The 25,351-nt window shown below is 73.1% G+C and carries 22 protein-coding genes; 5 read left to right on the top strand and 17 right to left on the bottom strand.

All coding sequences use genetic code 11. The features are described 5' to 3' along the window. Window positions 1-11 precede the first annotated feature (11 nt). The 6 genes from ACIRSU_RS34180 to ACIRSU_RS34155 all read right to left on the bottom strand — a co-directional run bounded on the left by ACIRSU_RS34180 (window position 12) and on the right by ACIRSU_RS34155 (window position 7,356). Window positions 12-2,300 carry a xanthine dehydrogenase family protein molybdopterin-binding subunit gene (locus ACIRSU_RS34180; RefSeq protein WP_403801020.1) on the bottom strand — a complete coding sequence of 763 codons (2,289 nt, stop codon included), beginning with the start codon at window positions 2,298-2,300 and terminating at the stop codon, window positions 12-14. Between the two features lie 50 nt (window positions 2,301-2,350). Beyond that, window positions 2,351-3,526, bottom strand: coding sequence for a 2Fe-2S iron-sulfur cluster-binding protein (locus ACIRSU_RS34175; protein WP_403800783.1), 1,176 nt, complete (start codon window positions 3,524-3,526; stop codon window positions 2,351-2,353). Beyond that, a complete protein-coding gene (locus ACIRSU_RS34170) occupies window positions 3,523-4,422 on the bottom strand; it encodes an FAD binding domain-containing protein (RefSeq protein WP_403800780.1) in 900 nt (299 codons plus the stop codon). Before ACIRSU_RS34170 ends, ACIRSU_RS34175 begins: the two co-directional genes overlap by 4 nt. 266 nt (window positions 4,423-4,688) lie before the next feature. Then, entirely contained in the window at window positions 4,689-6,332 is a 1,644-nt protein-coding gene (locus ACIRSU_RS34165) for a beta-N-acetylhexosaminidase (RefSeq protein ID WP_403800777.1), read from the bottom strand. Between the two features lie 146 nt (window positions 6,333-6,478). After that, the gene (locus ACIRSU_RS34160; RefSeq protein WP_403800774.1) at window positions 6,479-6,766 is read right to left on the bottom strand and encodes a DUF3039 domain-containing protein; all 288 of its coding nucleotides are present in this window, start codon (window positions 6,764-6,766) and stop codon (window positions 6,479-6,481) included. A 29-nt stretch (window positions 6,767-6,795) separates the two neighbouring features. Next, window positions 6,796-7,356 carry a YqgE/AlgH family protein gene (locus ACIRSU_RS34155; protein ID WP_403800772.1) on the bottom strand — a complete coding sequence of 187 codons (561 nt, stop codon included), beginning with the start codon at window positions 7,354-7,356 and terminating at the stop codon, window positions 6,796-6,798. A 262-nt stretch (window positions 7,357-7,618) separates the two neighbouring features. Between ACIRSU_RS34155 and murA the strand changes: the two genes are divergently transcribed. Further along, on the top strand, window positions 7,619-8,959 hold the full coding sequence (gene murA, locus ACIRSU_RS34150; RefSeq protein ID WP_403800769.1) for a UDP-N-acetylglucosamine 1-carboxyvinyltransferase: 1,341 nt from the start codon (window positions 7,619-7,621) through the stop codon (window positions 8,957-8,959). A gap of 198 nt (window positions 8,960-9,157) precedes the next feature. Here murA and ACIRSU_RS34145 read toward each other — a convergent pair whose 3' ends face one another. The 4 genes from ACIRSU_RS34145 to ACIRSU_RS34130 form a co-directional block, all read right to left on the bottom strand. Then, on the bottom strand, window positions 9,158-9,439 hold the full coding sequence (locus ACIRSU_RS34145; protein WP_389218793.1) for an HU family DNA-binding protein: 282 nt from the start codon (window positions 9,437-9,439) through the stop codon (window positions 9,158-9,160). Between the two features lie 373 nt (window positions 9,440-9,812). Then, window positions 9,813-11,249, bottom strand: coding sequence for an NAD-dependent malic enzyme (locus ACIRSU_RS34140; RefSeq protein WP_403800767.1), 1,437 nt, complete (start codon window positions 11,247-11,249; stop codon window positions 9,813-9,815). Between the two features lie 433 nt (window positions 11,250-11,682). Continuing rightward, window positions 11,683-14,079 (bottom strand): HelD family protein, encoded by a 2,397-nt coding sequence (locus ACIRSU_RS34135; RefSeq protein WP_403800764.1) that lies wholly within the window; start codon window positions 14,077-14,079, stop codon window positions 11,683-11,685. A gap of 63 nt (window positions 14,080-14,142) precedes the next feature. Then, window positions 14,143-14,739 carry an ABATE domain-containing protein gene (locus ACIRSU_RS34130; RefSeq protein WP_403800761.1) on the bottom strand — a complete coding sequence of 199 codons (597 nt, stop codon included), beginning with the start codon at window positions 14,737-14,739 and terminating at the stop codon, window positions 14,143-14,145. 352 nt (window positions 14,740-15,091) lie between these two features. Between ACIRSU_RS34130 and ACIRSU_RS34125 the strand changes: the two genes are divergently transcribed. After that, entirely contained in the window at window positions 15,092-15,931 is an 840-nt protein-coding gene (locus ACIRSU_RS34125; protein ID WP_403800758.1) for a helix-turn-helix domain-containing protein, read from the top strand. Window positions 15,932-15,940: 9 nt separating this feature from the next. Here the strand turns inward: ACIRSU_RS34125 and ACIRSU_RS34120 are convergent, their stop codons facing one another. The 4 genes from ACIRSU_RS34120 to ACIRSU_RS34105 all read right to left on the bottom strand — a co-directional run bounded on the left by ACIRSU_RS34120 (window position 15,941) and on the right by ACIRSU_RS34105 (window position 20,304). Then, on the bottom strand, window positions 15,941-16,477 hold the full coding sequence (locus tag ACIRSU_RS34120) for a GNAT family N-acetyltransferase (RefSeq protein ID WP_403800755.1): 537 nt from the start codon (window positions 16,475-16,477) through the stop codon (window positions 15,941-15,943). A 40-nt stretch (window positions 16,478-16,517) separates the two neighbouring features. Further along, window positions 16,518-17,726, bottom strand: a complete 1,209-nt coding sequence (locus ACIRSU_RS34115) for a uroporphyrinogen-III synthase (RefSeq protein WP_403800752.1) — start codon at window positions 17,724-17,726, stop codon at window positions 16,518-16,520. Window positions 17,727-17,853: 127 nt separating this feature from the next. Continuing rightward, window positions 17,854-19,209 carry a nitrate/nitrite transporter gene (locus ACIRSU_RS34110; protein ID WP_403800749.1) on the bottom strand — a complete coding sequence of 452 codons (1,356 nt, stop codon included), beginning with the start codon at window positions 19,207-19,209 and terminating at the stop codon, window positions 17,854-17,856. Window positions 19,210-19,308: 99 nt separating this feature from the next. Continuing rightward, on the bottom strand, window positions 19,309-20,304 hold the full coding sequence (locus tag ACIRSU_RS34105; protein ID WP_403800746.1) for a LysR family transcriptional regulator: 996 nt from the start codon (window positions 20,302-20,304) through the stop codon (window positions 19,309-19,311). Window positions 20,305-20,387: 83 nt separating this feature from the next. On the opposite strand from ACIRSU_RS34105, the gene ACIRSU_RS34100 reads away from it, so the two are divergent. Continuing rightward, window positions 20,388-21,713: an MFS transporter gene (locus tag ACIRSU_RS34100; protein ID WP_403800744.1), complete on the top strand. Its 1,326-nt coding sequence runs from the start codon at window positions 20,388-20,390 to the stop codon at window positions 21,711-21,713. A gap of 18 nt (window positions 21,714-21,731) precedes the next feature. On the opposite strand, the gene ACIRSU_RS34095 is transcribed toward ACIRSU_RS34100, so the two are convergent. From ACIRSU_RS34095 to ACIRSU_RS34085, 3 genes are all read right to left on the bottom strand, one after another. After that, window positions 21,732-22,811 carry a hypothetical protein gene (locus ACIRSU_RS34095; RefSeq protein WP_403800741.1) on the bottom strand — a complete coding sequence of 360 codons (1,080 nt, stop codon included), beginning with the start codon at window positions 22,809-22,811 and terminating at the stop codon, window positions 21,732-21,734. Window positions 22,812-22,922: 111 nt separating this feature from the next. Beyond that, a complete protein-coding gene (locus ACIRSU_RS34090) occupies window positions 22,923-23,450 on the bottom strand; it encodes a GNAT family N-acetyltransferase (RefSeq protein WP_403800739.1) in 528 nt (175 codons plus the stop codon). 3 nt (window positions 23,451-23,453) lie between these two features. After that, window positions 23,454-24,704 (bottom strand): XRE family transcriptional regulator, encoded by a 1,251-nt coding sequence (locus tag ACIRSU_RS34085; RefSeq protein WP_403800736.1) that lies wholly within the window; start codon window positions 24,702-24,704, stop codon window positions 23,454-23,456. A gap of 214 nt (window positions 24,705-24,918) precedes the next feature. On the opposite strand from ACIRSU_RS34085, the gene ACIRSU_RS34080 reads away from it, so the two are divergent. Beyond that, entirely contained in the window at window positions 24,919-25,041 is a 123-nt protein-coding gene (locus ACIRSU_RS34080; RefSeq protein ID WP_403800734.1) for a hypothetical protein, read from the top strand. Between the two features lie 56 nt (window positions 25,042-25,097). Continuing rightward, window positions 25,098-25,328, top strand: coding sequence for a hypothetical protein (locus tag ACIRSU_RS34075; RefSeq protein ID WP_403800731.1), 231 nt, complete (start codon window positions 25,098-25,100; stop codon window positions 25,326-25,328). The last annotated feature ends 23 nt before the right edge of the window (window positions 25,329-25,351 follow it).

The following is a 25,351-nucleotide window of genomic DNA, read 5'->3' as shown; positions in this document are numbered from 1 at the left end:
CGGGCATCGCCTCAGCCGGTCACCACCGCCGCCTGCGGCCTGATCGGCAGCCGGTTCACCGGCCGTCCCGTCGCCGCCCGTACCGCCGCCGCCACCGCGGCCGGCGAGGTCACCACCGGGACGGCGCTCGCCGGCTTCGCCCCGAAGGGGGCCACGACGTCGCGCTCCTCCACCAGCTTCACGATGCGGATGTCGGGGGCGTCCAGGGCCGTCGGAAGTGCGTAGCCCGTCAGGTCGGGGTGGCGGACGAGGCCACGGGAGGTGCGGAGGTTCTCGGTGAGGGCGGCGCCGACGCCCTGGGTGACGCCGGCCTCGATGCGGGTGGCGAGCTGGGCGGGGTTGAGGATGCGGCCGACGTCCTGGGCGACGGCCATCTCGACGACGCGGACCGCGCCGAGCTCCACGTCGACGTCCACGACGGCGCGGATCGCGCAGAAGGCGAGGCCGACGAAGGCGTCGCCCTGGCCGGACTCGTCGAGCGGCTCGGTCGGGTGGGGGCGGCACTGGGCGGTGGCCCAGAGTTCCTTGCCGGCCATGGCCTCGGCGACCGTCGTGGACAGGACGCCGTCGTACGAGGTGATCTTGCCGTCGTTGATCTGGAGCAGCTCGGTCGACATGCCGAACTTGTGGGCCAGTGGCTGAAGAAGCTGCGTGCGGACCATCTTCGCGGCGCGTTCGACGGCGCCGCCCGAGACCCAGGTGTGCCGGCCGTGGGTGGCGGGGCCGGCCGGGGGCTGGTCGGTGTCGACGGGGGCCACGAGGACCTCCTCGACACCGAGGGTCTCCTGGACGATCTGGCGCGCGAGGGTGGAGAAGCCGGAGCCGGTGTCGACGGCCGCGCAGATGACGGTGGCGACGCCGTCGAGGACCCGTACGGTGGCCGTGGAGACCTCGTCGGTGCCCTCGGCGCCCAGCATGTGCACCATGCCGATGGCGTAGCCGACACCCCGCCGCACCGCGCCGGGTTCGCCCGCGCCGTCCGGGCCGCCGGGCAGCAGCCAGTCCTCCTCCGGGGAGTCCATCGGGAGGTCGGGGAGCGGGAAGTCGCGTACGGCGGCGAGGAGTTCGGCGACCGGGGCCGGGCAGGTCACGGTCTGGCCGGTCGGCAGGATGTCGCCGGTCGCCAGGACGTTGCGCATCCGCAGCTCGGCCGGATCCACGCCCACCCGGGCCGCCAGCTTGTCCATCTGCGCCTCGTACGCCGCGCACACCTGCATCGCGCCCTCGCCCCGCACATGGCCGGACGGCGGGTTGTTGGTGCGCATCGCCCAGCCCTCGACGAAGGCGTGCGGGACGACGTACGGGCCGCAGGCGAAGGAGACGGCGGCGGCGAGCGACTCGGCCGACGAGTCCGCGTACGCGCCGGCGTCGAGCAGGATCTGCGCCTCGACCTTCACCAACCGCCCCTCGGCGTCCGCGTGGTGGCGGTAGCGCAGCAGGGTGGGGTGGCGGTGGGCGTGGCCGAGGAAGGACTCCTCGCGGGTGGCGGTGAGCTTGACCGGGCAGCCGGTACGGAGGGCGAGCAGGCCGAGCGGGATCTGGAAGCCCGGGTCCTCGCGGTCGCCGGTGGCGCCGGGGACGCCGGTCACGACAACCTTGACCTGCTCGGGCGGCAGGCCGAAGCAGGCGGCGGCCAGGTCGCGATCGGTGTGCGGGTCGGTCGAGGCGGTGTAGAGCTCGACGCCGCCGTCGGGGCGCGGCACGGCGAGCGCGGCCTCGGCGCCGACGGGGGCGGTGTCCTGCCGGCCGATCCGGTACAGGCCCTCCACGACGACCTCGCCGGTCGCGTCGGGGTCGCCGAAGCGGAGCGGGATGTGCCGGATCAGGTTGCCGTCGGGGTGCAGCGGCGGCGCGGCGAACGCCTTCTCGGGGTCGGTGACCGGCTCCAGGACCTCGTACTCGACCGCGATGGCGGCGGCCGCGAGCCGCGCCGTGTCGGGGTGGTCTGCGGCGACGGCGGCGATGGCCTCGCCGTGGTGGCGGACCAGGTCGGCGGCGAAGACCGGACGGTCGGCGACCTGGCGGCCGTACGTGGCGGCGCCGGGCAGGTCGGCGTGGGTGACCACGGCCCGTACCCCGGGCATCTCCGCCGCGGCCGAGGTGTCGATCGACAGGATCCGGGCGTGCGGGTGCGGGGAGCGCAGGATCGCGGCCCACAGCAGGCCCTCGGCCCACAGGTCGGCGGCGTACGGGTAGGTGCCCTCGGTCTTCGCGCGCGCGTCGGCCTGCGGGAGCGACACGCCGATGCCCAGACCGGCGACACCCGGACCGTCGAGGCCCGGACCGGGGCCGGGACCCACCCCGGCGCCCAGGCCGGAATCCACCGCTTCCGTGGTCGTCGGGTCGCTGGTCACGCGATGCCTCCGTCGTGCGGGTGAGGGATCTGGTGCGGGATACGGGCGCCGGCGTCGTCGCCGAACAGCGACACCTCCGGGTCCTCGCCCTCGGCGGCCTCGGCCCCGCGCGCGGCGACGACCTCGCGCACGGCGTCGAGCACGCCCCGGTAGCCGGAGCAGCGGCACAGGTTGCCGCACAGCGCCTGCCGGGTCTCCAGCTCGGTCGGGGCGTGGTTGCCCTCGAGCAGGTCGTGGACGGTCATGGCCATGCCGGGGATGCAGAAGCCGCACTGCACCCCGCACTTGGCCAGCGCCTTCTGCACGTCGGACGGCTCGCCGTCCACGGCCAGGCCCTCGACCGTCCGCACCTCGCTCCCGGCCGCGGTCGCCGCCGGCACCAGGCAGGAGGCCACGAGCCGGCCGTCGACCTGCACGTTGCACGCGCCGCACTCGCCCTGCGAGCAGCCGTCCTTGGCCCCGGCGAGCCCCAGCCGCTCGCGCAGCACATAGAGCAGCGACTCGCCGATCCACGACTCGGTGACGGGGCGGTCGGCGCCGTTCACGCGCAGCACGTAGGAGATGTGCGGGTGCTCGTCGCTGTCGACGGTGCTGTCCGGAGCGAAGACCTCCGCCACGACGGCGGGTGCGGGTACCTGCTCCGGAGCCGCCACCGGCTCCGACTCCGGTACGAACTCCGGCGCCGGCTCCACGGCTTCCTGCACGGGCACGGGTGCGGGTTCGCGTACGGGTACGGGCTCCGACGCAGGCTCGGCCACGGGTACGGGCTCGGCCACGGGCTCCGGCTCCTGCACCGCCCACGGCGCCGGCGCGCCCCCCGGCAGCGTGGCCGGGGCGTCGCCCGTGTACTGCGCGAGCCGGGAGGTCGTGTACTCGCCCGAGTCCTCCAGCGCCTCCGCGCCGTCCTCGATCGTCGGGATGCTCCAGGAGGCGGTCGGGGTGTCCACGGCCGGACCCGGCCACACCGGCCTGTCCTCCGGCGCCAGCGGGGTCAGCGGGGTGATCAGCGGCGGCACGTACCCGTGCCCGGGCGCCTCCAGCGGGACGCCGTCCAGCATGAAGTCCGGCGGCAGCTGCACGAAGGCCGTGGCATCGCCGTCGTACCCCTCGCTCTGCGGGATCGGCTCCCAGCCGCCCGCCTGCCCCGTGCGGTCCTCGTGTGCGTCGCTCACGACAGCGCCCTCCCCAGTGCCCGTCGGGCCAGCGCGGCGACCGTGCGCCGCAGGTGCAGTACGCCCGGGGGCAACGGCTCGTCGCCCTGCGGGTCCGGAACGCAGGCGGCGCCCACGTACTCGCCGAACGCGGTCAGCGCCTCCGGGGCCAGGCCCCGCTCGCCGTCCCAGTCGATCAGGGAGGCGATCCACTGCTCGGCCTCCAGCGGCCGCAGCGGCATCGGCGCGATCGCGCCCACCGCGCAGCGCACCCCGCGGCGCGCCGGGTCGAGGACGACGGCGACGGAGGCGGTGGCCCGGGCCGGGCCGGTGCGGCCGGTGGCCTTGAGGAAGACCTGCGGGGCGTGCAGCAGCGGCACCCGGACGAAGGCGACCAGCTCGCCGGGGGCCAGCATGTCCCGCCCGGCGAGCAGGTGGCTCACGGGCAGCTCGCGGCTGCCGAGCGGGCCGACGACGACGAGGTCGGCCTCCAGGGCGGCGAGCACGGGCAGCGAGTCGCCGGTGGGCGCGGCGGAGACGACGTTGCCGCCGAGGGTGCCGGCGTTGCGGATCTGCGGCGGGCCGGCGACGCGCGAGGCGGCGGCCAGGGCGGGGATGAGGGCCGCGAAGTCGGGGCGGCCCATGCGGGCGTGGGTGAGGCCGGCGCCGAGCAGCGCGTGGCCGTCCTGGTACTGCCAGCCGCGGATCTCGTTGATCCGGCCGAGGCCGACCAGGCCGGCGGGGCGCAGCCGGCCGCGGTTGACGGCGGCCATGAGGTCGGTGCCGCCGGCCACGGGAACGGCGGCCGGCATCTCCGTGAGCGCCGCCACGGCCTCGTCGAGCGAGGCGGGCAGCGTCACGGAAGGCGTCACGGACCGCGCCGTGTGCGGTGCCGTCTGTGGTGCGTGCGTGGTCAACCCGCTGCCCCTTCCCGGTGTCCCCGGAGATCCCCGACCGTCCCGGCTGTCACGCCTGTGTGGGCGTACCGTACGTGCTCACCGCCCGGACGTGGAAACTCTGGCACATCTTCCGAGCCGTACGTCGCGAGGGTCCGCGAAGGACGGTTCCGTCCGGGACGCGAGGGGAACTCCCGTGAGTGACGGTAACTTCCCTTTTGCCGCGTGTGGGTGAACCCGGGGCGATAGCTACCTCACACGCGCGCCTCTTGCGCTCCCGCGCTCCCTCACCTGCTCGGGGGCGCCCCGTCGAGCGGACGGCCGGGGACGCCGGGCCGGCGCTGCCAGGGGCGGGGTCCGGCGGGCGGCCGGTAGTCGACGCCGAGGGCGTCCAGGCGCAGGTAGTGGGCGTTCATCCGGCGCTCGAATCCGGCCAGGTCGCGCGCCTCGGGCGCGGGCAGCCGGGACCAGGCGACCTCGGCGAAGGCGGCGAGCCGCGGATAGGTCTGGTAGTCGACGCGGGACCGGTTCTCCATCACCTCGGTCCACACGTTGGCCTGGGTGCCGATGACGTGGGCGGCGGCCTGGGGCGCGAGGCCGGGCGGCACGGGCTCGAAGCGGTAGACGTCGGCGAGGGTCCGTACGTATCCGATGGGCATCGGCTCGTCCTCGCCCGGCGCCTGACGGTGGTCCAGGTACACGTGCTGCTCGGGGCACATGACGACGTCGTGGCCCGCCTCGGCGGCGGTGACCCCGCCCGCGTACCCGCGCCAGGAGGACACGGTCGCACCCTCCGCCAGGCCGCCCTCCAGGATCTCGTCCCAGCCGACGAGCCGGCGGCCGCGGTCCGCGAGCCAGCGGTCGAAGTGGCGGATGAACCAGGACTGCAGGCCCTCCTCGTCGCCGACGCCGAGCTCCTCGATGCGGGCCTGGGCGGCCGGGGAGGCGCGCCACTGGTCCTTGGGACACTCGTCGCCGCCGACATGGACGAAGGGCGAGATCTCCGCCGGGAAGAGGTCGAGCACCTCCTCGAAGACACCCTCGAAGAAGCGGAGCACGTTGTCAGTGGGGGCGAGTACGTTCGGATTGACGCCCCAGGTGTCCCAGACGGAGAGGGCGGTGGTGTCGATGACGTCGGTGTTGCCCAGTTCCGGGTACGCGGCGATGGCGGCCTGCGCGTGTCCCGGCAGGTCGATCTCGGGCACGACCGAGATATGCCGGTCGGCGGCGTAGGCGACGATCTCGCGGATGTCGTCCTGCGTGTAGTAGCCGCCGTGCGGCGTGTCGTCCCACAAGGGCGAGGCCCGGTGCCCCCACTTGCTCCGTGCCCGCCACGACCCGACCTCGGTGAGCCGCGGGTGGCGCTTGATCTCGATGCGCCAGCCCTGGTCGTCGGTGAGGTGCAGGTGCAGGACGTTGAGCTTGTGCGCGGCCATCAGGTCGAGCTGCCGGAGGACGTCGTCCTTGGGCATGAAGTGGCGGGCGACGTCGAGGAGGAGGCCGCGCCAGGCGAAGCGGGGTTCGTCCTCGATCGTCTGCGCCACCAGGGCGGCGACGGGCCGCTTCCTGACGGGCGCCTTGCGGAAGGCGTCCGGGCCGAGGAGTTGACGGAGCGTCTGGGCGCCCCAGAAGACCCCGGCCGGGCCGCCGCCGGTGATCTCGACGACCTGGTGGGCCAGGACGTCGAGCCGGTACGCCTCGGGGGCGAGGCCGTCGTCGAGGCGCAGCCTGATGCTGTTCGTCGCCGTCTCGCCGGCCGCGTCGCGCAGCGGCAGCGCGAAGGCGGCGCCGAGCACCGTGCGCAGCCAGCGTTCGGTGGTCCCGGTCCCGGGCGCGGCGTCGAGCGTGGTCCGCCGGTCGAGGACGAAGCCGCAGCGGTACGGGCCCTCGACGCGTACGGGCGCGGGGATCAGGTCCGGTTCGGAAGCCACACGGGTGAGGCTAGGGGCGGACCACGATCACCCACAAGAGGTCTGGACCACCTGAAGCCAAACGGCCCCCACTCCGTGTGCCGAAGCACGCCGGACGAGGGCCGCCCCCGGACCGCGGCGAGGCGGCCCGGACGGCTGACGCCGGACTACTTGTCGCCCTGGCCGCCCTTGTCCTTGTCCCCGCCGGAGCCCATGGACTCGTAGATCTCCTTGCACATCGGGCACACCGGGTACTTCTTCGGGTCGCGCCCCGGTACCCAGACCTTGCCGCACAGTGCCACCACGGGAGTGCCGTCGAGGGCACTCGCCATGATCTTGTCCTTCTGGACGTAGTGGGCGTAGCGCTCGTGGTCGCCGTCACCACTGGAAACCTGCGGCGTCGGCTCGACGAGGGTTCCCGTACCTGCCCCGCGCTCGGGCTCGAGAGTGCTCATGGGGCCAAGGGTACTGAAAGCGCGGGGCCTCAGTTGAGCGACGGGTCGTCCGGGTACGTGGCGACCATCGCGAGCTCGCCCCGCTGGCGGCGCAGGACCTGGCGCCAGAGGGTGTCCGGGCGGGGTGCGGAGACGTCGCCGGGCTCGGACTCGACCACGTACCAGGCGCCGTCGCGGAGCTCGGTCTCCAGCTGGCCGGGGCCCCAGCCCGCGTATCCGGCGAAGATGCGCAGGGCGCCGATGGCCGGGCCGAGCAGCTCGGGCGGGGCCTCCAGGTCGACCAGGCCGATCGCGCCGTGCACCCGGCGCCAGCCGAGCGGGCCCTCGTCGCCGGGGATGACGGCGATGCCGAGGGCGGCGTCGAGCGAGACGGGGCCGCCCTGGAAGACGACGCCGGGCTCGCCGGCCAGCGCGGCCCAGGGTGCGAGGATGTCGCCGACCGTGACGGGCGTCGGGCGGTTGAGGACCACGCCGAGGGAGCCCTCGTCGTCGTGGTCGAGCAGCAGGACCACCGTGCGGTCGAAGTTGGGATCCGCCAGGGCGGGTGTCGCGACGAGCAGCCGGCCTGTGAGCGAGGACACCTCGGTCATGCGACACATGATCCCGCATCTTCGGCGATCGCGGGGGTTGTCCGGCCGGGTCCGGGGTAGGCGTGCGCCGTCCCGGTCCGGCCCGGCTCCGGGAAGCGGAACGGAGGCAAGTGGACGGTGACGCTCCGCAAGACCACGGAGACGGAGGGTGTTGTGCCTCATTCATTACGTTCGCGGGGCCCCCTCGGCCACACAATCGGGGTCTGATCGCCCCTTACCCTTTTCTCTGGCCACCCGACCGACGACCCGGAACGCGAGATCCATGACCGGCACAGACGATGTCCTGCTTGTCCACGGCGGAACCCCGCTGGAGGGCGAGATCCGCGTTCGCGGCGCGAAGAACCTCGTGCCCAAGGCGATGGTCGCCGCCCTGCTCGGCAGCGAGCCGAGCCGACTGCGCAATGTGCCCGACATCCGTGACGTCCGGGTGGTCCGCGGGCTGCTCCAGCTGCACGGCGTGACGGTCCGCCCCGGCGAGGAGCCGGGCGAGCTGATCATGGACCCGACGCACGTCGAGTCCGCCAACGTGGCCGACATCGACGCCCACGCCGGCTCCTCCCGGATCCCGATCCTCTTCTGCGGCCCGCTGCTGCACCGCCTCGGCCACGCCTTCATCCCGGGCCTGGGCGGCTGCGACATCGGCGGCCGGCCGATCGACTTCCACTTCGACGTGCTGCGCAAGTTCGGCGCGACGATCGAGAAGCGCGCGGACGGGCAGTACCTGGAGGCCCCGCAGCGGCTGCGCGGCACCAAGATCGCCCTCCCGTACCCCTCCGTCGGCGCCACCGAGCAGGTACTGCTCACCGCCGTCCTCGCCGAGGGCGTCACCGAGCTGTCGAACGCGGCCGTGGAGCCGGAGATCGAGGACCTCATCTGCGTGCTGCAGAAGATGGGCGCGATCATCGCCATCGACACCGACCGGACCATCCGGATCACCGGTGTCGACAAGCTCGGCGGCTACAACCACCACGCCCTCTCCGACCGCCTGGAGGCGGCCTCCTGGGCGTCGGCGGCGCTCGCGACCGAGGGTGACATCTACGTCCGCGGCGCGCAGCAGCGCTCGATGATGACCTTCCTCAACACGTACCGGAAGGTCGGCGGCGCCTTCGAGATCGACGACGAGGGCATCCGCTTCTGGCACCCGGGCGGCTCGCTCAACGCGATCGCCCTGGAGACCGACGTGCACCCCGGCTTCCAGACCGACTGGCAGCAGCCGCTGGTGGTGGCCCTGACCCAGGCGTCCGGCCTGTCGATCGTGCACGAGACGGTGTACGAGTCGCGGCTCGGCTTCACCTCGGCGCTGAACCAGATGGGTGCCCACATCCAGCTGTACCGGGAGTGCCTGGGCGGCTCGGCCTGCCGTTTCGGCCAGCGCAACTTCCTGCACTCGGCGGTCGTCAGCGGCCCGACCAAGCTGCAGGGCGCCGACCTGGTCATCCCGGACCTGCGCGGCGGCTTCTCGTACCTGATCGCGGCCCTCGCCGCGCAGGGCACCAGCCGGGTGCACGGCATCGACCTGATCAACCGCGGCTACGAGAACTTCATGGAGAAGCTCGTCGAGCTGGGCGCCAAGGTCGAGCTGCCGGGCAGCGCGCTCGTCTGACGCTCGTCCAGCGCTCGTCTAACGCTCGTCCAGGGCTCGTCCAGGGCTCGTCCAGGGCTCGTCCAGGGTTCGACCAGGCGGACAGGCTCCAGGGCCCCGCAGACGGACGAACGAAAGGGCGGCCACCCCCTGACAGGGTGGCCGCCCTTCTGCTTGCCTCAGGCCGCCTCTACGGCCTCGGCGCGCTGCCTACAGGCCTTACTTGCCCTTGGCGGCTTCCTTGAGCTTGGAGCCCGCGGAGACCTTCACGCTGTAGCCGGCCGGGATGTTGATCGGGTCGCCGGTCTGCGGGTTGCGCGCGGTGCGAGCGGCACGGTGGGTGCGCTCGAAGGTCAGGAAGCCGGGGATGGTGACCTTCTCGTCGCCCTTGGCGACGATCTCGCCGGCGATCTCGGCGAAGGCGGCCAGCACGGCGTCGGCGTCCTTGCGGGTCACCTCGGCGCGGTCGGCCAGGGCGGCCACCAGCTCACTGCGGTTCATTTCTTTACTCCCGTGTTTCTTCTTGCCTGTGAGGCGGGTTGCCTGTGAGGCGGGCCACGCGGCGGGGCCGCATGATGGGCACTGCGAAGCCGATGCTGCCAGGGCCCTCGGACACTCCCCGGACCCGGGTCTGGTGCCGGACCCTCGCGCCCAGACCGCATCCTGCCCCCACCAGCGGCGGGAACGCCAATCCGGCACCCTCCGGGGTCACACGAAAAGCGCCAGTGGCCCGCACTGGTGACGTTGCGTCGACTCCGCGCGAACGGTGCGGAGCCGAACTACCACCCTAAAGGCGGGTTTGGGGTGCGGCGACTCGCGACACGCTCGGCGGCACCCGCACGGGCACCACGCCGCCACCGCACCCCGGGGAGCCTCAGACGCCGTTGACGCCGTTGTTCGCGCCGGCGCCCGCCGCCTTGGCCGCGTTGCGCACCGCGCCGGCGACGGCGCCGGCGACCTTGTCGTTGAAGACCGACGGGATGATGTAGTTCGGGTTCAGCTCGTCCTCGGTGACGACGTCGGCGAGGGCGGTGGCCGCGGCCAGCATCATGTCGGTGTTCACCGTGCGGGACTGGGCGTCGAGCAGACCGCGGAAGACACCCGGGAAGACCAGCACGTTGTTGATCTGGTTCGGGAAGTCGGAGCGGCCGGTGGCGACGACGGCGGCCGTCTGGCGGGCGATCGCCGGGTCGACCTCGGGGTCCGGGTTCGCGAGCGCGAACACGATCGCGCCCTCGGCCATCGCGGCCACGTCCTCGCCGCCGAGCACGTTCGGGGCCGAGACGCCGATGAAGACGTCGGCGCCGACGACGGCCTCCTTGAGGGTGCCGGTGACGCCCTCCGGGTTGGTGTTGTCGGCGATCCAGCGCAGCGGCGTGCCGGCCGCGGCGTCCACCAGGTCCTCGCGGCCCGCGTGCACGACGCCGTGGATGTCGGCGACGACGGCGTGCTTCACGCCGGCCGCGATGAGCAGCTTGAGGATGGCCGTACCGGCGGCGCCGGCACCGGACATGACGACCCGTACGTCCCCGATGCCCTTGCCGACCACGCGCAGCGCGTTGGTCAGCGCGGCGAGCACGACGATCGCGGTGCCGTGCTGGTCGTCGTGGAAGACCGGGATGTCGAGGGCCTCGCGCAGCCGGGCCTCGATCTCGAAGCAGCGGGGCGCGGAGATGTCCTCCAGGTTGATGCCCGCGAAGCCGGGGGCGATGGCCTTGACGATCTCGACGATGGCGTCGGTGTCCTGGGTGTCCAGGCAGAGCGGCCAGGCGTCGATGCCGGCGAAGCGCTTGAAGAGGGCCGCCTTGCCCTCCATGACGGGCAGGGCGGCCTTGGGGCCGATGTTGCCGAGGCCGAGGACGGCGGAGCCGTCCGTCACGACTGCGACGGAGTTGCGCTTGATGGTGAGGCGGCGGGCGTCCTCGGGGTTCTCGGCGATCGCCATGCACACCCGGGCCACACCCGGGGTGTAGATCATGGAGAGGTCGTCTCGGTTGCGGATGGGGTGCTTGGACGCCATCTCGATCTTGCCGCCGAGGTGCATCAGGAACGTACGGTCCGAGACCTTGCCGAGGGTGACGCCCTCGATCCCGCGCAGCTGCTCGACGATCTCCTCGGCGTGGGCCGTGGAGGTCGCGGCGATGGTGACGTCGATGCGCAGCTTCTCATGGCCGGACGCGGTGACGTCGAGACCGGTGACGGAACCGCCGTGGGACTCGACCGCCGTGGTGAGCTGGGAGACCGCGGTTCCGCTGGCGGGAACCTCCAGCCGGACCGTCATCGAGTACGAGACGCTGGGCGCCGTTGCCATGGCCGTATTCCTCTTTCCCTAGCTTCGTTGCTACGCCGACCGGCTGGTTGCCCGGCGGCGCCCTCCGATCGTCGCACCTACCTGCCGGTAGCAGGTAATACGGTCTTTTCGTTTTCGGAAAGTAGTTTCCACCATACGAGAGACGGTGCGGAAACAGAAGGGCCGCCCGGGAAGCGACCGGGTGAAGCGATCGGGTGAAGCGACCCGGAGAAGCGACCGGGAGGAGCAGCCGGGAAACGGAAGAGGTCCCCGTCACCCGAAGGTGACGAGGACCTCTGCAAGCAAGTGACACCGACCCGCCATGCTCGCCTCGCGGCAAGTGGTCCCTCTGAGGGACGAAGGTTGGGCCCGGGGGCTTGGATCGAGCCGGTGTCACGACAAGGCTAACAAACCACCCGCGAACGTGATTCCTCCGGCGGGGGTTGACTTGAAATCAGTCCCGCAGGAGGTCCGGCACGCCGTCCGCGTCCGGCAGGTCCCGGTCGCCCGAGATCACCGTGAGCGCCTGCGTCGACCGGGTGAGGGCCACGTAGAGCACCCGCAGACCGGCCGGCGACTCGTCCGCGATCTCCGCGGGCGAGACGACCACCGTGGCGTCGTACTCCAGGCCCTTCGCCTCCAGCGAGCCGAGCGCCACCACCCGGTCGCCGAGCCCGGCCAGCCAGCCGGCCGCCTCCCGGCGCCGGTCCATGGCGACGACCACGCCGACCGTGCCGTCGACCTCGCCGAGCAGCCGCTCCGCCTCCGACCGTACGGTTTCGGCCAGCTCGCCCTTCTCGGCCACGGGTACGAAGCGGGGCTCGACGCCCGTGGAGCGCACCGCCTTCGGCGCCTCCTTGCCGGGCATCGCGAGCGCGAGCACCTTGGCGGCGAGCTCGGCGATCTCGGCCGGGTTGCGGTAGTTCACGGTGAGCTCGAAGCGGCGGCGCGGCCGGGTGCCGAGGGCCTCGTCGCGCGAGGCGGCGGCCTCGTCCGGGTCGGACCAGGAGGACTGGGCCGGGTCGCCGACGACCGTCCAGGTGGCGTGCCGGCCGCGGCGGCCGACCATGCGCCATTGCATGGGCGTGAGGTCTTGGGCCTCGTCGACGATGACGTGGGCGTACTCGGTGCGCTCCGCCGCGAGCCGTTCGGCCCGCTCGCGCTGCGTCTCCTCCCGTACCGGCATCAGCTCCTCCAGACCGGTGAGCTGGTCCAGCGGGTCGTACTCGCGCTTCTTGCGCGGCCGGGCCGGCGTGCCGAGGAGCGTGGCCAGTTCGTCGAGGAGCGCCACGTCGTGCACCGACAGGCCGGGGCGGCGCAGCGAGCGCGCGAGACGGCGCACCTCGCCCGGGTTGAGCACCCGGCGCGCCCAGCGGCCGAGGCGCCTCTCGTCGGCCATGGCGTCGAGCACCAGGCGGGGGGTGAGTTCCGGCCACCAGGCGTCGAGGAAGCCGAGGAAGGAGTCCTCGGTGGACACGTCCTCGTCGAAGGAGGAGCGCAGTTCGGCGGCGAGCTCGGGGTCGCTGTGCCGGCCGGCGGCGCCGGACTTGGCGTACAGCGCGTCGAGCAGCAGCCGGCGGGCGCGCGGACGCAGCAGGTTGACGGGCGCGGTGCCGCCGAGCACGTTGTGCCGGATGCGCCTGAGCTCGTCGGCATCCAGCTCCAGGCGGCGGCCGAAGGCGACGACGCGGAGCAGGGTGGGCGTGCCGGCCGGTGCCTGGGGGGTCTCGTCCTCGTCGCCGTCCTCGCCCGCTTCCCCGATCGCGAGCTGCGTCTGCGTCTGCGTCTGCGTCTGCATCTGCGTCTGCGTCTGCGTTCTGGGCGCGGGCGTCTCCAGGGCGCCGCGGGCGGCCTTGCGCAGCACGGCGAGCATCCGCGACGAGCCCTTGATCCGGGCGACGGCCGGCTCGTCATACGCGTCGGCCTCGACGCCGTCGACCAGCGAGCCGAGCGCCCGGATGGCGACCTGGCCCTCCTCGCCGAGGGAGGGCAGCACGCCCTCGGTGTACGAGACGAGCAGCGGGGTCGGCGAGACGATCAGGATGCCGCCCGCGTAGCGGCGCCGGTCCTGGTAGAGCAGGTAGGCGGCGCGGTGCAGGGCGACGGCGGTCTTGCCGGTGCCCGGCCCGCCCTCGACGTACGTCACGGAGGCGGCGGGCGCCCGGATGACCAGGTCCTGCTCGGCCTGGATGCTGGAGACGATGTCCCGCATGGTGTGGCTGCGGGCCCGGCCGAGCGCGGCCATGAGGGCGCCGTCGCCGATGACCGGCAGCTCGCGCCCGTCGAGCGTGGCCTTCAGTTCGGGGCGCATCAGGTCGTCCTCGACGCCGAGCACCCTGCGGCCCTTGGAGCGGATGACCCGGCGCCGCACGACCCGGCCCGGGTCCACGGGCGTCGAGCGGTAGAAGGGGGCGGCGGCGGGGGCGCGCCAGTCGATGACGAGCGGGGCGTAGTCGGAGTCGAGGACGCCGAGGCGGCCGATGTGCAGGGTCTCGCCGATGTCCGCGGTGCTGTCGGGGCGTACGGCGTCGTCGGCGGGCTCGACGGAGGTGTAGGCGCCGTCGGGGCCCTTCTGGCCGTCCTTGCCGTAGAGCAGGTCGATCCTGCCGAAGAGGAAGTCCTCGAACTCGTTGTTCAGCCGGTTGAGGTGGATGCCGGCCCGGAAGACCTGGGCGTCGCGTTCGGCGAGGGCGCCGGGCGTGCCGACCTGGCCGCGCTTGGCGGCGTCGGTCATCAGGAACTCGGCCTCGTGGATCTTCTCCTCGAGGCGGCGGTAGACCTGATCCAGATGTTCCTGTTCGACACCGATCTCACGGTCTCTGACCGTGTCGACGGCTTCCTGCGCGGCCACCTCGGGCCCCCTTCTGACGTGCACTGGGCAGCCGTCGAGCGTACGCCACCAAGGGGCGATATGTCAGGGGCGGGCCCCTTCTCGGCGGGCCGCCGCGCTGTGGTCGCGGTTCTCCAGCCGGGCGGCGCGGTGCCGGGCGACCCTGGCGCGGTTGCCGCAGGCCTCGCTGGAGCACCAGCGGCGGCGCCGGCCGCGCGAGGTGTCGAGGTAGCAGCGGCGGCAGCCGGGACCCTCGCAGCGGCGCAGCAGGGCCCGGGCGGCCGGGTCGGTGAGCAGGTCGACGGCGTCGCGGGCGACGGCGGCGAGCAGGGCACGGCAGTCGGGTTCGCGGCTGAGGGTGCGGACGAGACGGCCGGAACGGGTGGGTACGGCGCGGGGCGCGGGCGGCGCGGCCGCGGCGGCGAGGGCGTTGAGCAGTTCCAGCGCGGCGGGCCGCACCGGGCGGCCCTCGACCTGGGCGGTGACCAGGTCGGCGACGCAGTCGCGCAGCTCGCGGAAGGCGCGCAGCCACCGGCTGTCGAGGGCGCGCAGGCGGACGGCGGGCGGGACGAGGCCGGCGGTGCGCAGGAAGCGGGCGAGGGTCTCGGGCCGGTCGAGGGGTTCGGCGGCGAGGTCGAGGCAGACGCGTCCGGACACGAAACCCGCCGCCCGAGAAGCCATGCCCGCCACCCCTCCCGCCTCGCCGGACCCGTCGTCGGACTCGCCATCAGAGTGCTACCGGGAGCCGGGAGTGGCCAGGGGGCGCGCGCCCGGCAGTGGCCGGGGAGGGGCGGAAACGGCCGAAAATGAGTCGGCCCGGGCGTACGGGGGAGCCGCCCGGGCCGACTGGAAACCGAACGGCTCGGGGGGTTGCCGTCCGGTCGTCAGTGGAGTCCTCGCAGGTCAGCGCGAGGCACCGCCAGCATGAACGTTGAACGGTTTAATATCTACGAGCCGTTTTTCCTACGAATTCGCACACGGGAAAATCAGGACAAGACACAAAGCGCAACGTACACGCACAGGCACAGGGGGTGTGGTGAACAAGACGGCGCTACGGGCTCTCCTCAAGGAGCGCCGCGAGCTGATCGCCCCCGAGGCGCACGGCCTCTCCCGGCCGACCGGCCGCGGCCGGCGCGCCCGCGGCCTCTCGCAGCAACAGGTCGACGAGCTGACGCTGCGCGCGGTCGACACGTACAACCGCCTGGAGACGGGCCGCTACCCGAACCCGCCCGCCGACTACCTCCGCCAGGTCGCCCGCCTCTTCGGCCTGAACGAGCAGGAGTGGGTGTCGCTGTGCCGGTACGCGGGGATCGGCGACCCGCCCGGGCCGCTGCACGCCTCCTCGGGCCTGGAGGTGCCCGGGGTGTGGCAGGAGGCCGTCGACGGCATCTCGCACATGGCGTACGTCACCGACGCCTCCTGGAACCTCCTCGCGCACAACCGGCACTTCGCCGACATGTACCCGGGCGGCCGTGCCCCGGCGAACACCATGCGCTGGATGCTCCTCGACAAGGAGGCCCGCGACACCACCCTCATCGACTGGCGGCACGGCTGGGCGCCGCTGATCCTGCCCCAGCTGCACGCCGCCATCGCCGCGCGCCGCGACGACGAGACGCTGGCGCGGATCGAGCGGGAGGTCCGGGCCGACCCGGAGCTGGGCCCGCTGTGGGAGGCGGGCGGCGCGCACATCCACCCGGACGGCGACGAACGCCCGATCCACCACGCCCTCCTGGGCCGCGGCCACGTCACGATCTGCGCCGCCCAGCCGCTCACCGCGCCGGGCGCCCGGCTGATCATCATGATCTTCCGCCCGGGCCTCCAGAAGGCCCACGCCCGCGCCCCGATGCTCCGCGCCCGCGCCTCGGAGGCCTAGGCCGGAGGCCTAGGCCCGCGGCGGCGGGTCGTCGTGCAGGATCCGCTGGAAGAGGTGGTGGTCGCGCCAGGCGCCGTCGATGTGCAGGTAGCGGGGCGCGGTGCCGATCCGCTCGAAGCCGCACTTGGCGAGGACCCGCTGGGACGCGTGGTTGTCGAGGAGGGTGGACGCCTCGATGCGGTGCAGGCCGAGCTCCTCGCGGGCGGCCCGGCAGACCTCCTCGGTCAGCGCGGTGGCCAGGCCCCGGCCCCCGTACTCCGGGTCCACCCAGTAGCCGAGCGAAGCGCTGCGGAACGGGCCGAGGGCGATCCCGGAGAGTATCGCCACACCCGCGACCCGCTCGCCCTCGGGGAGTTCGTCCACCGCGAACCAGCGGCGGGCCCCGTCGCCGAGCCGCTCGGCCTGGCCCTCCGGGGTGTAGTACGTCTCGGGGCGGTACGGCTCCCAGGGCCGCATGTACGCGCGGTTGCGCGACACGGCCGCGGCGAGCGCGGCGGCGTCGGCGGGGGACTCGGGGCGTGCGGGTCTGATCCGTACGGTGCTCATCCGCGTACCGTAAAACGCCCGCGCGGCCCGGCGCGACGCGCTAACGGCCCTCCTCGGCCCCGTACTTGGTGTCGGCCACCGGGTCGAGCGCGAGCCGGTAGCCCCGCTTGACCACGGTCTGGATGAGCTTCGGCGTGCCGAGGGCGGTACGCAGCCGGGCCACCGCGGTCTCCACGGCGTGTTCGTCGCGGCCCGCGCCCGGCAGGGCGCGCAGCAGCTCGGCGCGGCCGACGACCCAGCCGGGGCGGCGGGCGAGCAGCCCGAGCAGGGCCATCCCGGCGGGTGGCACCGGGCGCAGCGCGCCGTCGACGAGGACGGCGTGGCCGCGGATCTCGACGCGGTGGCCGGCGACCGGCAACACCCGGGCCCGGGCGGGAAGTTCGCGGCAGAGCAGCTGGACGAGCGGGCCGAGCCGGAAGCGTTCGGGCTGGTGGGTGTCGACGGAGAGGGCCTGCAGCGGCAGCGCGGTGACCGGGCCCACGCACACCGCGAGCACGTCGTGCCGCAGCGCCGTCACCAGCTCGTCGAGCAGCCCGCGCTCCCGGGCCCGGTCGATGAGCGAGGCGGCGGCCGGGGCGCTGGTGAAGGTCACCGCGTCGAGGGCGCGGGCCACGGTGGCGTCGAGGAGCCGGTCGAGCGGGCCGAGGTCCTCGGGCGGCATCCAGCGGTAGACGGGGACGGGCACGACCTCCGCGCCGCCCTCGGTGAGCGCCTCCACGAAGCCGGGCAGCGGCTCGCCGTGCAGCTGGAGCGCGATGCGCCGGCCGGCGACGCCCTCGCCGAGCAGCCGGTCGAGGACCTCCGCCATCGACTCGGAGGACGGCGACCAGGACTCGGTGAGCCCGGCCGCCCGCACCGCGCCCTTCACCTTGGGGCCGCGGGCGAGGAGTTCGACCCCGCGCAGCCGGTCGAGGAGCGCCTCGCCGAAGCCCCAGCCGTCGGCCGCCTCGACCCAGCCGCGGAAGCCGATCGCCGTGGTGGCGACGACGACGTCCGGGGCGTGGTCGATGAGGTCCTTGGTGGCGGCGAGGAGCTCGGTGTCGTCGGCGAGCGGCACGATCCGCAGCGCGGGGCCGTGGACGACCGCCGCGCCGCGGCGGCGCAGCAGCGCGATGAGTTCGTCGGCGCGCCGGGCGGCGGTGACGCCGACGGTGAACCCCGCGAGGGGCCCCTGCTCGCCCGGACCCTGCGGCTCGCCCACGACCTGCTCGCCCACGACCTGCTGCTCGCCCACGCCCTGACCGTCCATGCCGTGCTCATCCCCTGCCTGGCTCGTCCATGCCCGCCGACACTGCCGGGCCGGGATGTCGGTCCGGGTTCACCCGTATTTCCTGGTCGTTACGGCCCTCCGGGACCACTGTGACGCATCCCTCGGCTCACACCCCGGCGGCGTCGCGCGCCGGCAGGGCGTCGGCCGCCGTGTCGGGCACGGGCGGGACGGTGGACGGCCGGCGAAGGTATACCGCCCAGGTGACGCCCATGCACGCCGCGTAGAAGACGAGGAAGGCGACAAAGGCGCCGGTGCCGGAGCCGACGGTGCTGAACGACTCCCGGAAGGCCAGGTTGATGCCGAGGCCGCCGAGCGCGCCGACCGCGCCGATGAGCCCCATGGCCGCGCCGGACAGGCGCCGGCCGTGCGCCTCGGCCGCCTCGCCGCTGAGCCCCTTCTCGTAACCCTGCGCGAGGAAGATGGCCGGAATCATCTTGTACGTGGAGCCGTTGCCGAGGCCGCTGAGCACGAACAGGGCGACGAAGCCGACCAGGAACACGGCGAGCGACCCGGCGACGGAGGCGTAGAGCACGACCCCGGCGGCGAGGGCCATCGCGGCGAAGGTGGCCAGGGTGATCCGGGCGCCGCCGTGCCGGTCGGCGAGCGCGCCGCCGACGGGCCGGACGAGCGAGCCGAGGAGCGGGCCGATGAAGGTGAGCGAGGCCGCCTGGAGCGGGGTGCGCCCGAACTGGGTCTGCAGCACGAGCCCGAAGGCAAAGCTGTAGCCGATGAAGGAGCCGAAGGTCCCGATGTAGAGGAACGCCATGATCCAGGTGTGCCGCGCCTTCACGGCCTCCCTGGCGGCGCCGGTGTCGTTCTTCACGGGCGCCAGGTTGTCCATGAACAGCGCGGCGCACACGGCGGCGACGACGATCAGCGGCAGGTAGACGCCGAGCACGATCCGCGGGTGCAGGGCGCCGGCGGTGCCGATGACGAGCAGGCCGACGAGCTGGACGACGGGTACGCCGATGTTGCCGCCGCCCGCGTTGAGTCCGAGCGCCCAGCCCTTCTTCCTCAGGGGGAAGAAGGCGTTGATGTTGGTCATGGAGGAGGCGAAGTTGCCGCCGCCGACGCCGGTGAGCGCGGCGACGAGCAGGAACGTGCCGTACGAGGTCCCCGGCTCCATCACCGAGTACGCGAGGCCCGTCGGCAGCAGCAGCAACAGCGCGCTGAACACCGTCCAGTTGCGGCCGCCGAAGCGGGCGACGGCGAAGGTGTACGGGACGCGGACGACGGCCCCGACGAGGGTCGCGGTGGCGATCAGGAAGAACTTGCCCGCCGGGTCGATCCCGTACCGCGGCCCCATGAAGAGGACCATGACCGACCACAGGCTCCAGACGGAGAAGCCGATGTGCTCGGAGAGCACCGAGAACCACAGGTTCCGGCGAGCGGTCCGTTCCCCCCGCTCCTGCCAGAAGGTCTGGTCCTCCGGCTCCCAGTGTTCGATCCACCGGCCGCCCATGTCGCACCTCCGCGCTGTCGGTTCCCTTGTCCGACCGACGCTAGGAAGGCCGCGTTTCCGGGGGCGGCGCCGTGAGGTGACGGGGACGGAACCTTGCTCTCACCCGGAGCGCGGGGCCGCTGTGAGCGCCCCCGGGACCGCCCCCAGCGCTTCGCCTTCCGGCAGCCACGAGCCGGGCGGCCGCTCGCCCCACCCTTCCTCGGCGCCGGTCTCGGCGGCGGCGCGGCGCAGGGCGTCGAGGGCGGGGTGGCGCAGGCCCTTGCGCCAGACGAGGCTCACCGGCGACAGCGGTACGGGGTCGACCAGGGGCCGCAGGACGCTGCCGGGCATCGGCGGGAAGTCGACGACGGCGAGGACCGGGGTCGGGGCCTTGGCCATGACCCGCCGGAACTCCTCCCTGCCGACGACGAGCGGCGCGGGCGGCGCGACCCGGATGCCGCGGCCCTCGAAGAGCCGGGCGGCGAGGTCGGTCCACTCGGGGGTGCGGTCGTTGCCGGCGCCCGCGTAGACCTGCCGGCCGGCGAGCGCGTCGAGCGGGACTTCGGCGAGGCCGGTGAGCGGGTCGCCCTCGGGCAGCAGCACGGCCATCGGCTCGTACCGCACGAACTGGGCCTCGACCCGGGCCCGCAGCTCGGGCGCGAGCCCGCCGTACCGCCCGAAGGAGGCGTCGAGCCGCCCGGTGAGCATCTCCCGTACGGCGCCGGTGAGTCCGCTCTCGTAGCGGGCCATCAGCTCGAGGTCCGGGGCGAGTTCGCGGGCGCGCGCGAGCACCCGTTCGTGGGCGAGGCCCGCACTGTTGAGGTCGACGAGCAGGGCGCGGACCTCGCCGCGGAAGGCGTCGGCGAGTTCGTCGTGGGCGGCGAGTACCTTGTGCGCGTACGGCAGGAGCCGTTCGCCGTCGGTGGTGAGCGTGACCTGCCGGGTGCTGCGGACGAACAGCTCGGCGCCCAGGTCGCGTTCGAGCCGCCGGATGTCGCGGCTGAGCGCCTGCTGGGCGACGAAGAGCCGGGCGGCGGCGCGGGTGAAGTGGAGTTCCGCGGCGACGGCGACAAAGGCGCGCAGCAGGCGGGGGTCGAGGTCGTTGACGGGGCTCACCGCCGCAGTTAACAACAGAAGTGCGTGAATGGCGACCGATTAGGTGTTGGACCGCCAGGGCCATGTCAACGGAACCTTGATCCATGCCGCCTCACGACCTGATGCTCACCCCCACCGGCCCGACCGTCGCTCCTCGCTACGACGCCCATGCCGCCCACCACACCCCTACCGAAGTCCGCCGCCCCGCCCGCCCCCGCAGGACCCCGGTCCGCGTTCGCCGCACGCCCACCAACCCCTACCTCCGCCTCTTCGCCCTCCCCGGCGCCCGCGCCTTCACCCTCGGCAACCTGATCGCCCGGCTACCCATGGGCATGTTCAGCGTCAGCGCCGTCGTCATGATCGCCGGCGCGTACGGCTCGTACGCCCTCGCCGGCGCCGTCAGCGCCACCGGCATGGCCGCCGGCGCGCTCATCGCGCCGTGGATCGCCCGGCTCGTCGACCGCCACGGCCAGGCCCGGATCGCGGTGCCCGCCACCGCCTACGCCGTCCTCGGCCAGCTCGTCCTGCTCCTCTGCGCCCACGCCCAGGCCCCGGCCTGGACCCTCTTCCTCACCACCGCCGCCACCGCGACCGCCCCCAACACCGGCGGCATGTCCCGCGCCCGCTGGGCGCACCTCCTCAAGGACGCGCCGGACGCCAAGGCCGCCCTGCACACCGCCAACGCCTTCGAACAGGCCGCCGACGAGCTGTGCTTCATGCTCGGCCCGGTCCTGGCCGCGTTCCTCTGCTCCTCGCTCTTCCCGGAGGCCGGCACGCTCGTCGCCGGCGTCCTCTTCCTCACCGGCGTCCTGCTCTTCGCCGCGCAGCGCGCCACCGAACCGCCGGTCGCCCCGCGCTCCGCCACCGCGTCCGGCTCACCGCTCCGCGCACCCGGCATGCCGGCGCTGCTCGCGGTCTTCCTCGCCACCGGCGCGATCTTCGGCTCCATGGAGGTCGTCACCCTCGCCTACGTCGACGGCCCGGCCGCCGGCCCCGTCCTCGCCCTCCAGGCGGCGGGCTCCTGCGTCGCCGGCCTGCTCTACGGCCGCGTCCGCCGCTCCCCCGCCCTCGCCACCTGCCTGGCGGCGATGGCCACGCTGATGACCTTCCCCCTCCTCGCCGCCACCCTCACCGGCTCGCTGCCCGCCCTCGCGGCCGCGCTGCTCCTGGCCGGCATGGCCACCGCCCCCACCATGGTCACGGGCATGACCCTGGTCCAGCGCCTCACCCCGCAGGCCCAGCTCAACGAGGGCATGACCCTGGCCGTGACCGCCCTCCTCGGCGGCATCGCGACAGGCTCCGCCACGGGCGGCTGGCTCGCCGAGCACGCCCCGACGACGACGTGGGGGTACCTGGTGCCGCCGATGGCGGCGGGTCTGGCGCTGGTGGTGTGCGCGGCGACCGGCACGGGCCGCCGCGCACAGCACTGACCTCGCCGATCGCGCTGATCAGCTCTGCCGCAGCGGACCCATCGGCGTCTGCACCCCGAAAGCGGTGGCCCCGCCGCCGACCCCGCCCGCACAGCCGTCCGGCTCCTGGGTGCCGAGCCCCCGCGCCGAGGGCTTCTCGGCCGCCCAGAACATGTAGCCGAGCAGCCCGGCCGTCGTCCCGGCCCCGTTCGGCGCCGCGCCGCGCGCCCAGTCCCCTGTCGCCTTCTGCAGCGAGTTCGCGTAGTCGGTGCACTCGGGCAGCGGGCTGCGCCCGTACGCGACGTAGAGCCCGGCCGTGAGCTTGGCGGGGGCGAGCGGGGCGACCGGCGGCGAGAACTGGGACTTGCCGTCGAGATGTTCCTGCCAGTTGGCGATGTGCGAGCTCGCCGACGTGGGCCGGGCGGGCACCATGGCGTTGGCGTAGTCGAGCACCGGCCGGTCGGTGCGCAGCCAGTCGGCGGTGGCCTTGCGGTTGAGGTCGATGAGCCAGCGGTCGCCGGCGGCGGTGTCGACGGTGAGCCGGGCGGCCGGGTCCGTGCCGCCGGCGTCGTACGCGTGCCCGGACCGGTAGGCGTCGATGAAGGACTGGAGCCCGGTCAGGTTCGGCGCGGTGTTCTGCTCGTAGTCGATCTCGATGCCGACACCGAGGTCGGCGGCGACGGCCGCCGCGTTCCGCCCCAGCTGCGCGGGATCCTCGGCGAGGGCGGCGTCCCAGGCGTCGGTGTAGGTGATGCCGCCGACGGAGAGCATCACGCGGATGCCGTGCGAGGTGAAGTACTGGACGATCTCGCGGCTCATTCCGACGGGCACGCCGTTCGCGGTGCCGGCGTCGGTCGTGCGGTGCAGCAGCTTGCGCGGGTCGACGAAGCTGAGCACGACCAGGTTGACGGAGGGCCGCCCGTCGCCGCGGTCGACCAGCCAGTGGTTCTTCGCGTCGAACTCGGCGACGTCACGGACGGTGGACCAGGTGCAGTAGTCGTCGCCGCAGTGCCAGACGCCGTAGACCTGGACGGGGGCGGCGGCGGTGGCGGTCGTGGCGGTGGGGACAAGGAAGGCGAGGAGCATGGGCAGGACCGCGAGGAGTCCCTTGTGGCGCATACGTACCTCCGGGGATGCCGTGGCGTGGGGGGCGGCGACCGCAGGTTGGCAGGTCCAGACCAAGCCGGCAAGAGGGCGGGCACCCCGGTATCCGGGCCCGGGCTGCGTTGTTTACGCAGCCAGAGGCAGCGACGCCATCATCACCGCGTACAGCGGCGAGTCGGCGAAAGGCCGCTGCTCCCCCACCTTCCGGTATCCCCACGACTGATACAGCGTCTGGACGCGGGGGTGAGCGGTGTCGACCAGAAGCACCGCATGGGCCTCGGGCCTGCCGTCGAGGAGAGCGCGATGAAGGAGTTCGGAGATGCCCTGCTTCCGCCATGCGGGGCGGACCATCAGCTCCGAGAACGAGAACGTACTGGTGTCCTCGGGAGCCGGGTCGAGACAGTCACGCCACCACTCGTGTCCCGGGGTGGCAGGTGCACCGTACGCGAAGCCCACCGGCTCCTCGGCCTCGTAAGCGACGACACAAGCGAAGCCCTGGTTCTTGCCCCAGTGGTCGACGAACCAGGGGAACCGCTGGTGGAACTCGTCATCCATCTGGTCGGCGTAGGCGTCGGCGTGCACGTCGATGAGGAGTTGCCGTATGGCGGGCACGTCGGCGTGGTGGTAGCGGCGCAGGGCGAGGGTGGGCGGCAAGGGTCAGCTCCATTCGGTGCGGTAGCGGTCGCCCCACGCCTTGGCGGTGGAGACGTCTGGGGCGGTCGTGAACAAGTCACGGTGGAAGTCGCCGATAAGGGACCGCATACGGGCCGGAAGCGGGCTGTCGCCCATCAGGGTGAAGACGCGTTCGGCACTGGCGCAGCCCGCTTCGATCTCTCCCTGGTGGAGCTGAGCGAGGGCGAGGCGGGCGGTGACAAGGGCCCGGTTGCGGCGGAAGTGGGGGTGCAGCATGGCGAGCGCTTGATGGGAGGCCCCTTCGGATTCGGCATGGCGGCCGAGGAGATCCTGCGCGATGGCCGTGAGGGACTGGAGCTCCGCTGGGCCATAGAAGGCAATCCACGAGGGGCGCGGCTCATCCGACGCTGTCTTGGTGAGGGCATCTCCTGCGTACCCGAGAGATCGCAGGGCGGCTTGCCGGTCGCCGAGCGCGGCGTGTCCGATGGCCGTGCGTGCGTGCGCCAGGGAGGCGTACATAGGGTCGCGGCGGGTGATGCCGACACGGAGGGCGGCCTGCCCTGCGGCCAGGGCGTCCGCGTAGTTCTTCCGCTGGTAGGCCAGCATCGACATGCTGTTCCACACCCGCAGCTCAGTGGCCTTGTCGCCGCCCTTGCCGGCCAGAGTGAGAGCGCGTTCAAGATGCTGCTCAGCCCGGCCGAACTGCCGACTGTCCAAGGCGGTCCAGGCCGCCGTCGCGGTCAGGTCGGAGGCCAGGGCGAACAGGCGGGAGCGGACCCGCTGACCGGCTGCCGACCGCTGGAGGCCCAGGGCACGGCGGGCAGCGCCGAGCGCCGCTTCTTCAAGGGTCTGATTTCCGCCGCGCTGGTCGTCCAGGGCGTTGATGCGGTCCAGTTCGCGGCGGACGGTTTGAACGTCAGAGGAGCCCACCATCGTGCGGGAGGCGACGGCGGGAGCAGTAAGGGCGGCTGCGGTGGAGGCCATGAAGGTGCGGCGGTTCACGTCGTCCTGCTCCGGGGTGGTACGTGAGGGGTGGGCATCTGGCCGGATGAACCCGAGGTCTTCGATCGGACGCCGGAAGAGTGCGCATAACGCGGCGCGCTGTCTTGTGTGAGGCCAGCGGGTTTTTCCGGTCTTCCAGTACCGGACGGTGCGGTCGCTGACCGTACCCGCGTGTCCGTGCTCAACGAGCCAGTCGTTCAGCTTCCTGACCAACTCCCCCTGAGTCAGACCAAGCTCGTCCATGTGCTGCTGGAGCGCCGCGTTCTCCGTCACCCCACTCACCGTAGTGACGCACCCCACGGCGGTGAAGGGAGAGCCGCCCGCTTCACCCGCCGAAATTTCCGGTCTCTTGCGACCACGGCAGCGGCATCTTTTCCTCCCTGACGCGCCGTCATCGCCGTTGTACTGAACGTGCAGCAGCGCCCTTCCGGCGAACACCGGCCTCGCTCCCCCGGCGCTGAACCCGCCCGCGACCGAGGCAGAGACGATGACCGAGAAGTCGAACGGAATCCCCCGCCGCCCGCTCCCCATCCCCACCCCGGGAGACGCCCTCTCCGCCCGCACCATGCGGCGAGCCGAACGCGGCTGGGACGCCTTCGTACGCCGCTGAGACGAAGACGACGAGCAGCATGACCAGGCCGAGGACGAGGCCGAGCGGTGAGGGTCATGACGGGCACAACCCCGCCTTACCAGGTAGGCGACTACGTCACCGGCACCTCCTACGTCCCGCCCGAGCGCCGTCACATCGAGCAGCCCGAACAGTTCGAGGGCGATGTGGTGCAGGTCGGGAGCGGCTACGCGGGCGTGGACGCCGATCGCGCCTATGTGTGGGTACGCGTGGCGGACGGCACCGAACGACAGGCCCTCATCGACGACGTCGAGCGGGCTGGGCCCTGACCCGTGATCCGGCCCGGCCGAAT

Origin of the sequence: Streptomyces sp. NPDC101160, from assembly GCF_044768205.1 — a bacterium.
GTDB lineage: Bacteria > Actinomycetota > Actinomycetes > Streptomycetales > Streptomycetaceae > Streptomyces.
The sequence above is the reverse complement of the archived record's forward strand: the minus strand, read 5'-3'. Positions and strand labels throughout refer to the sequence as shown.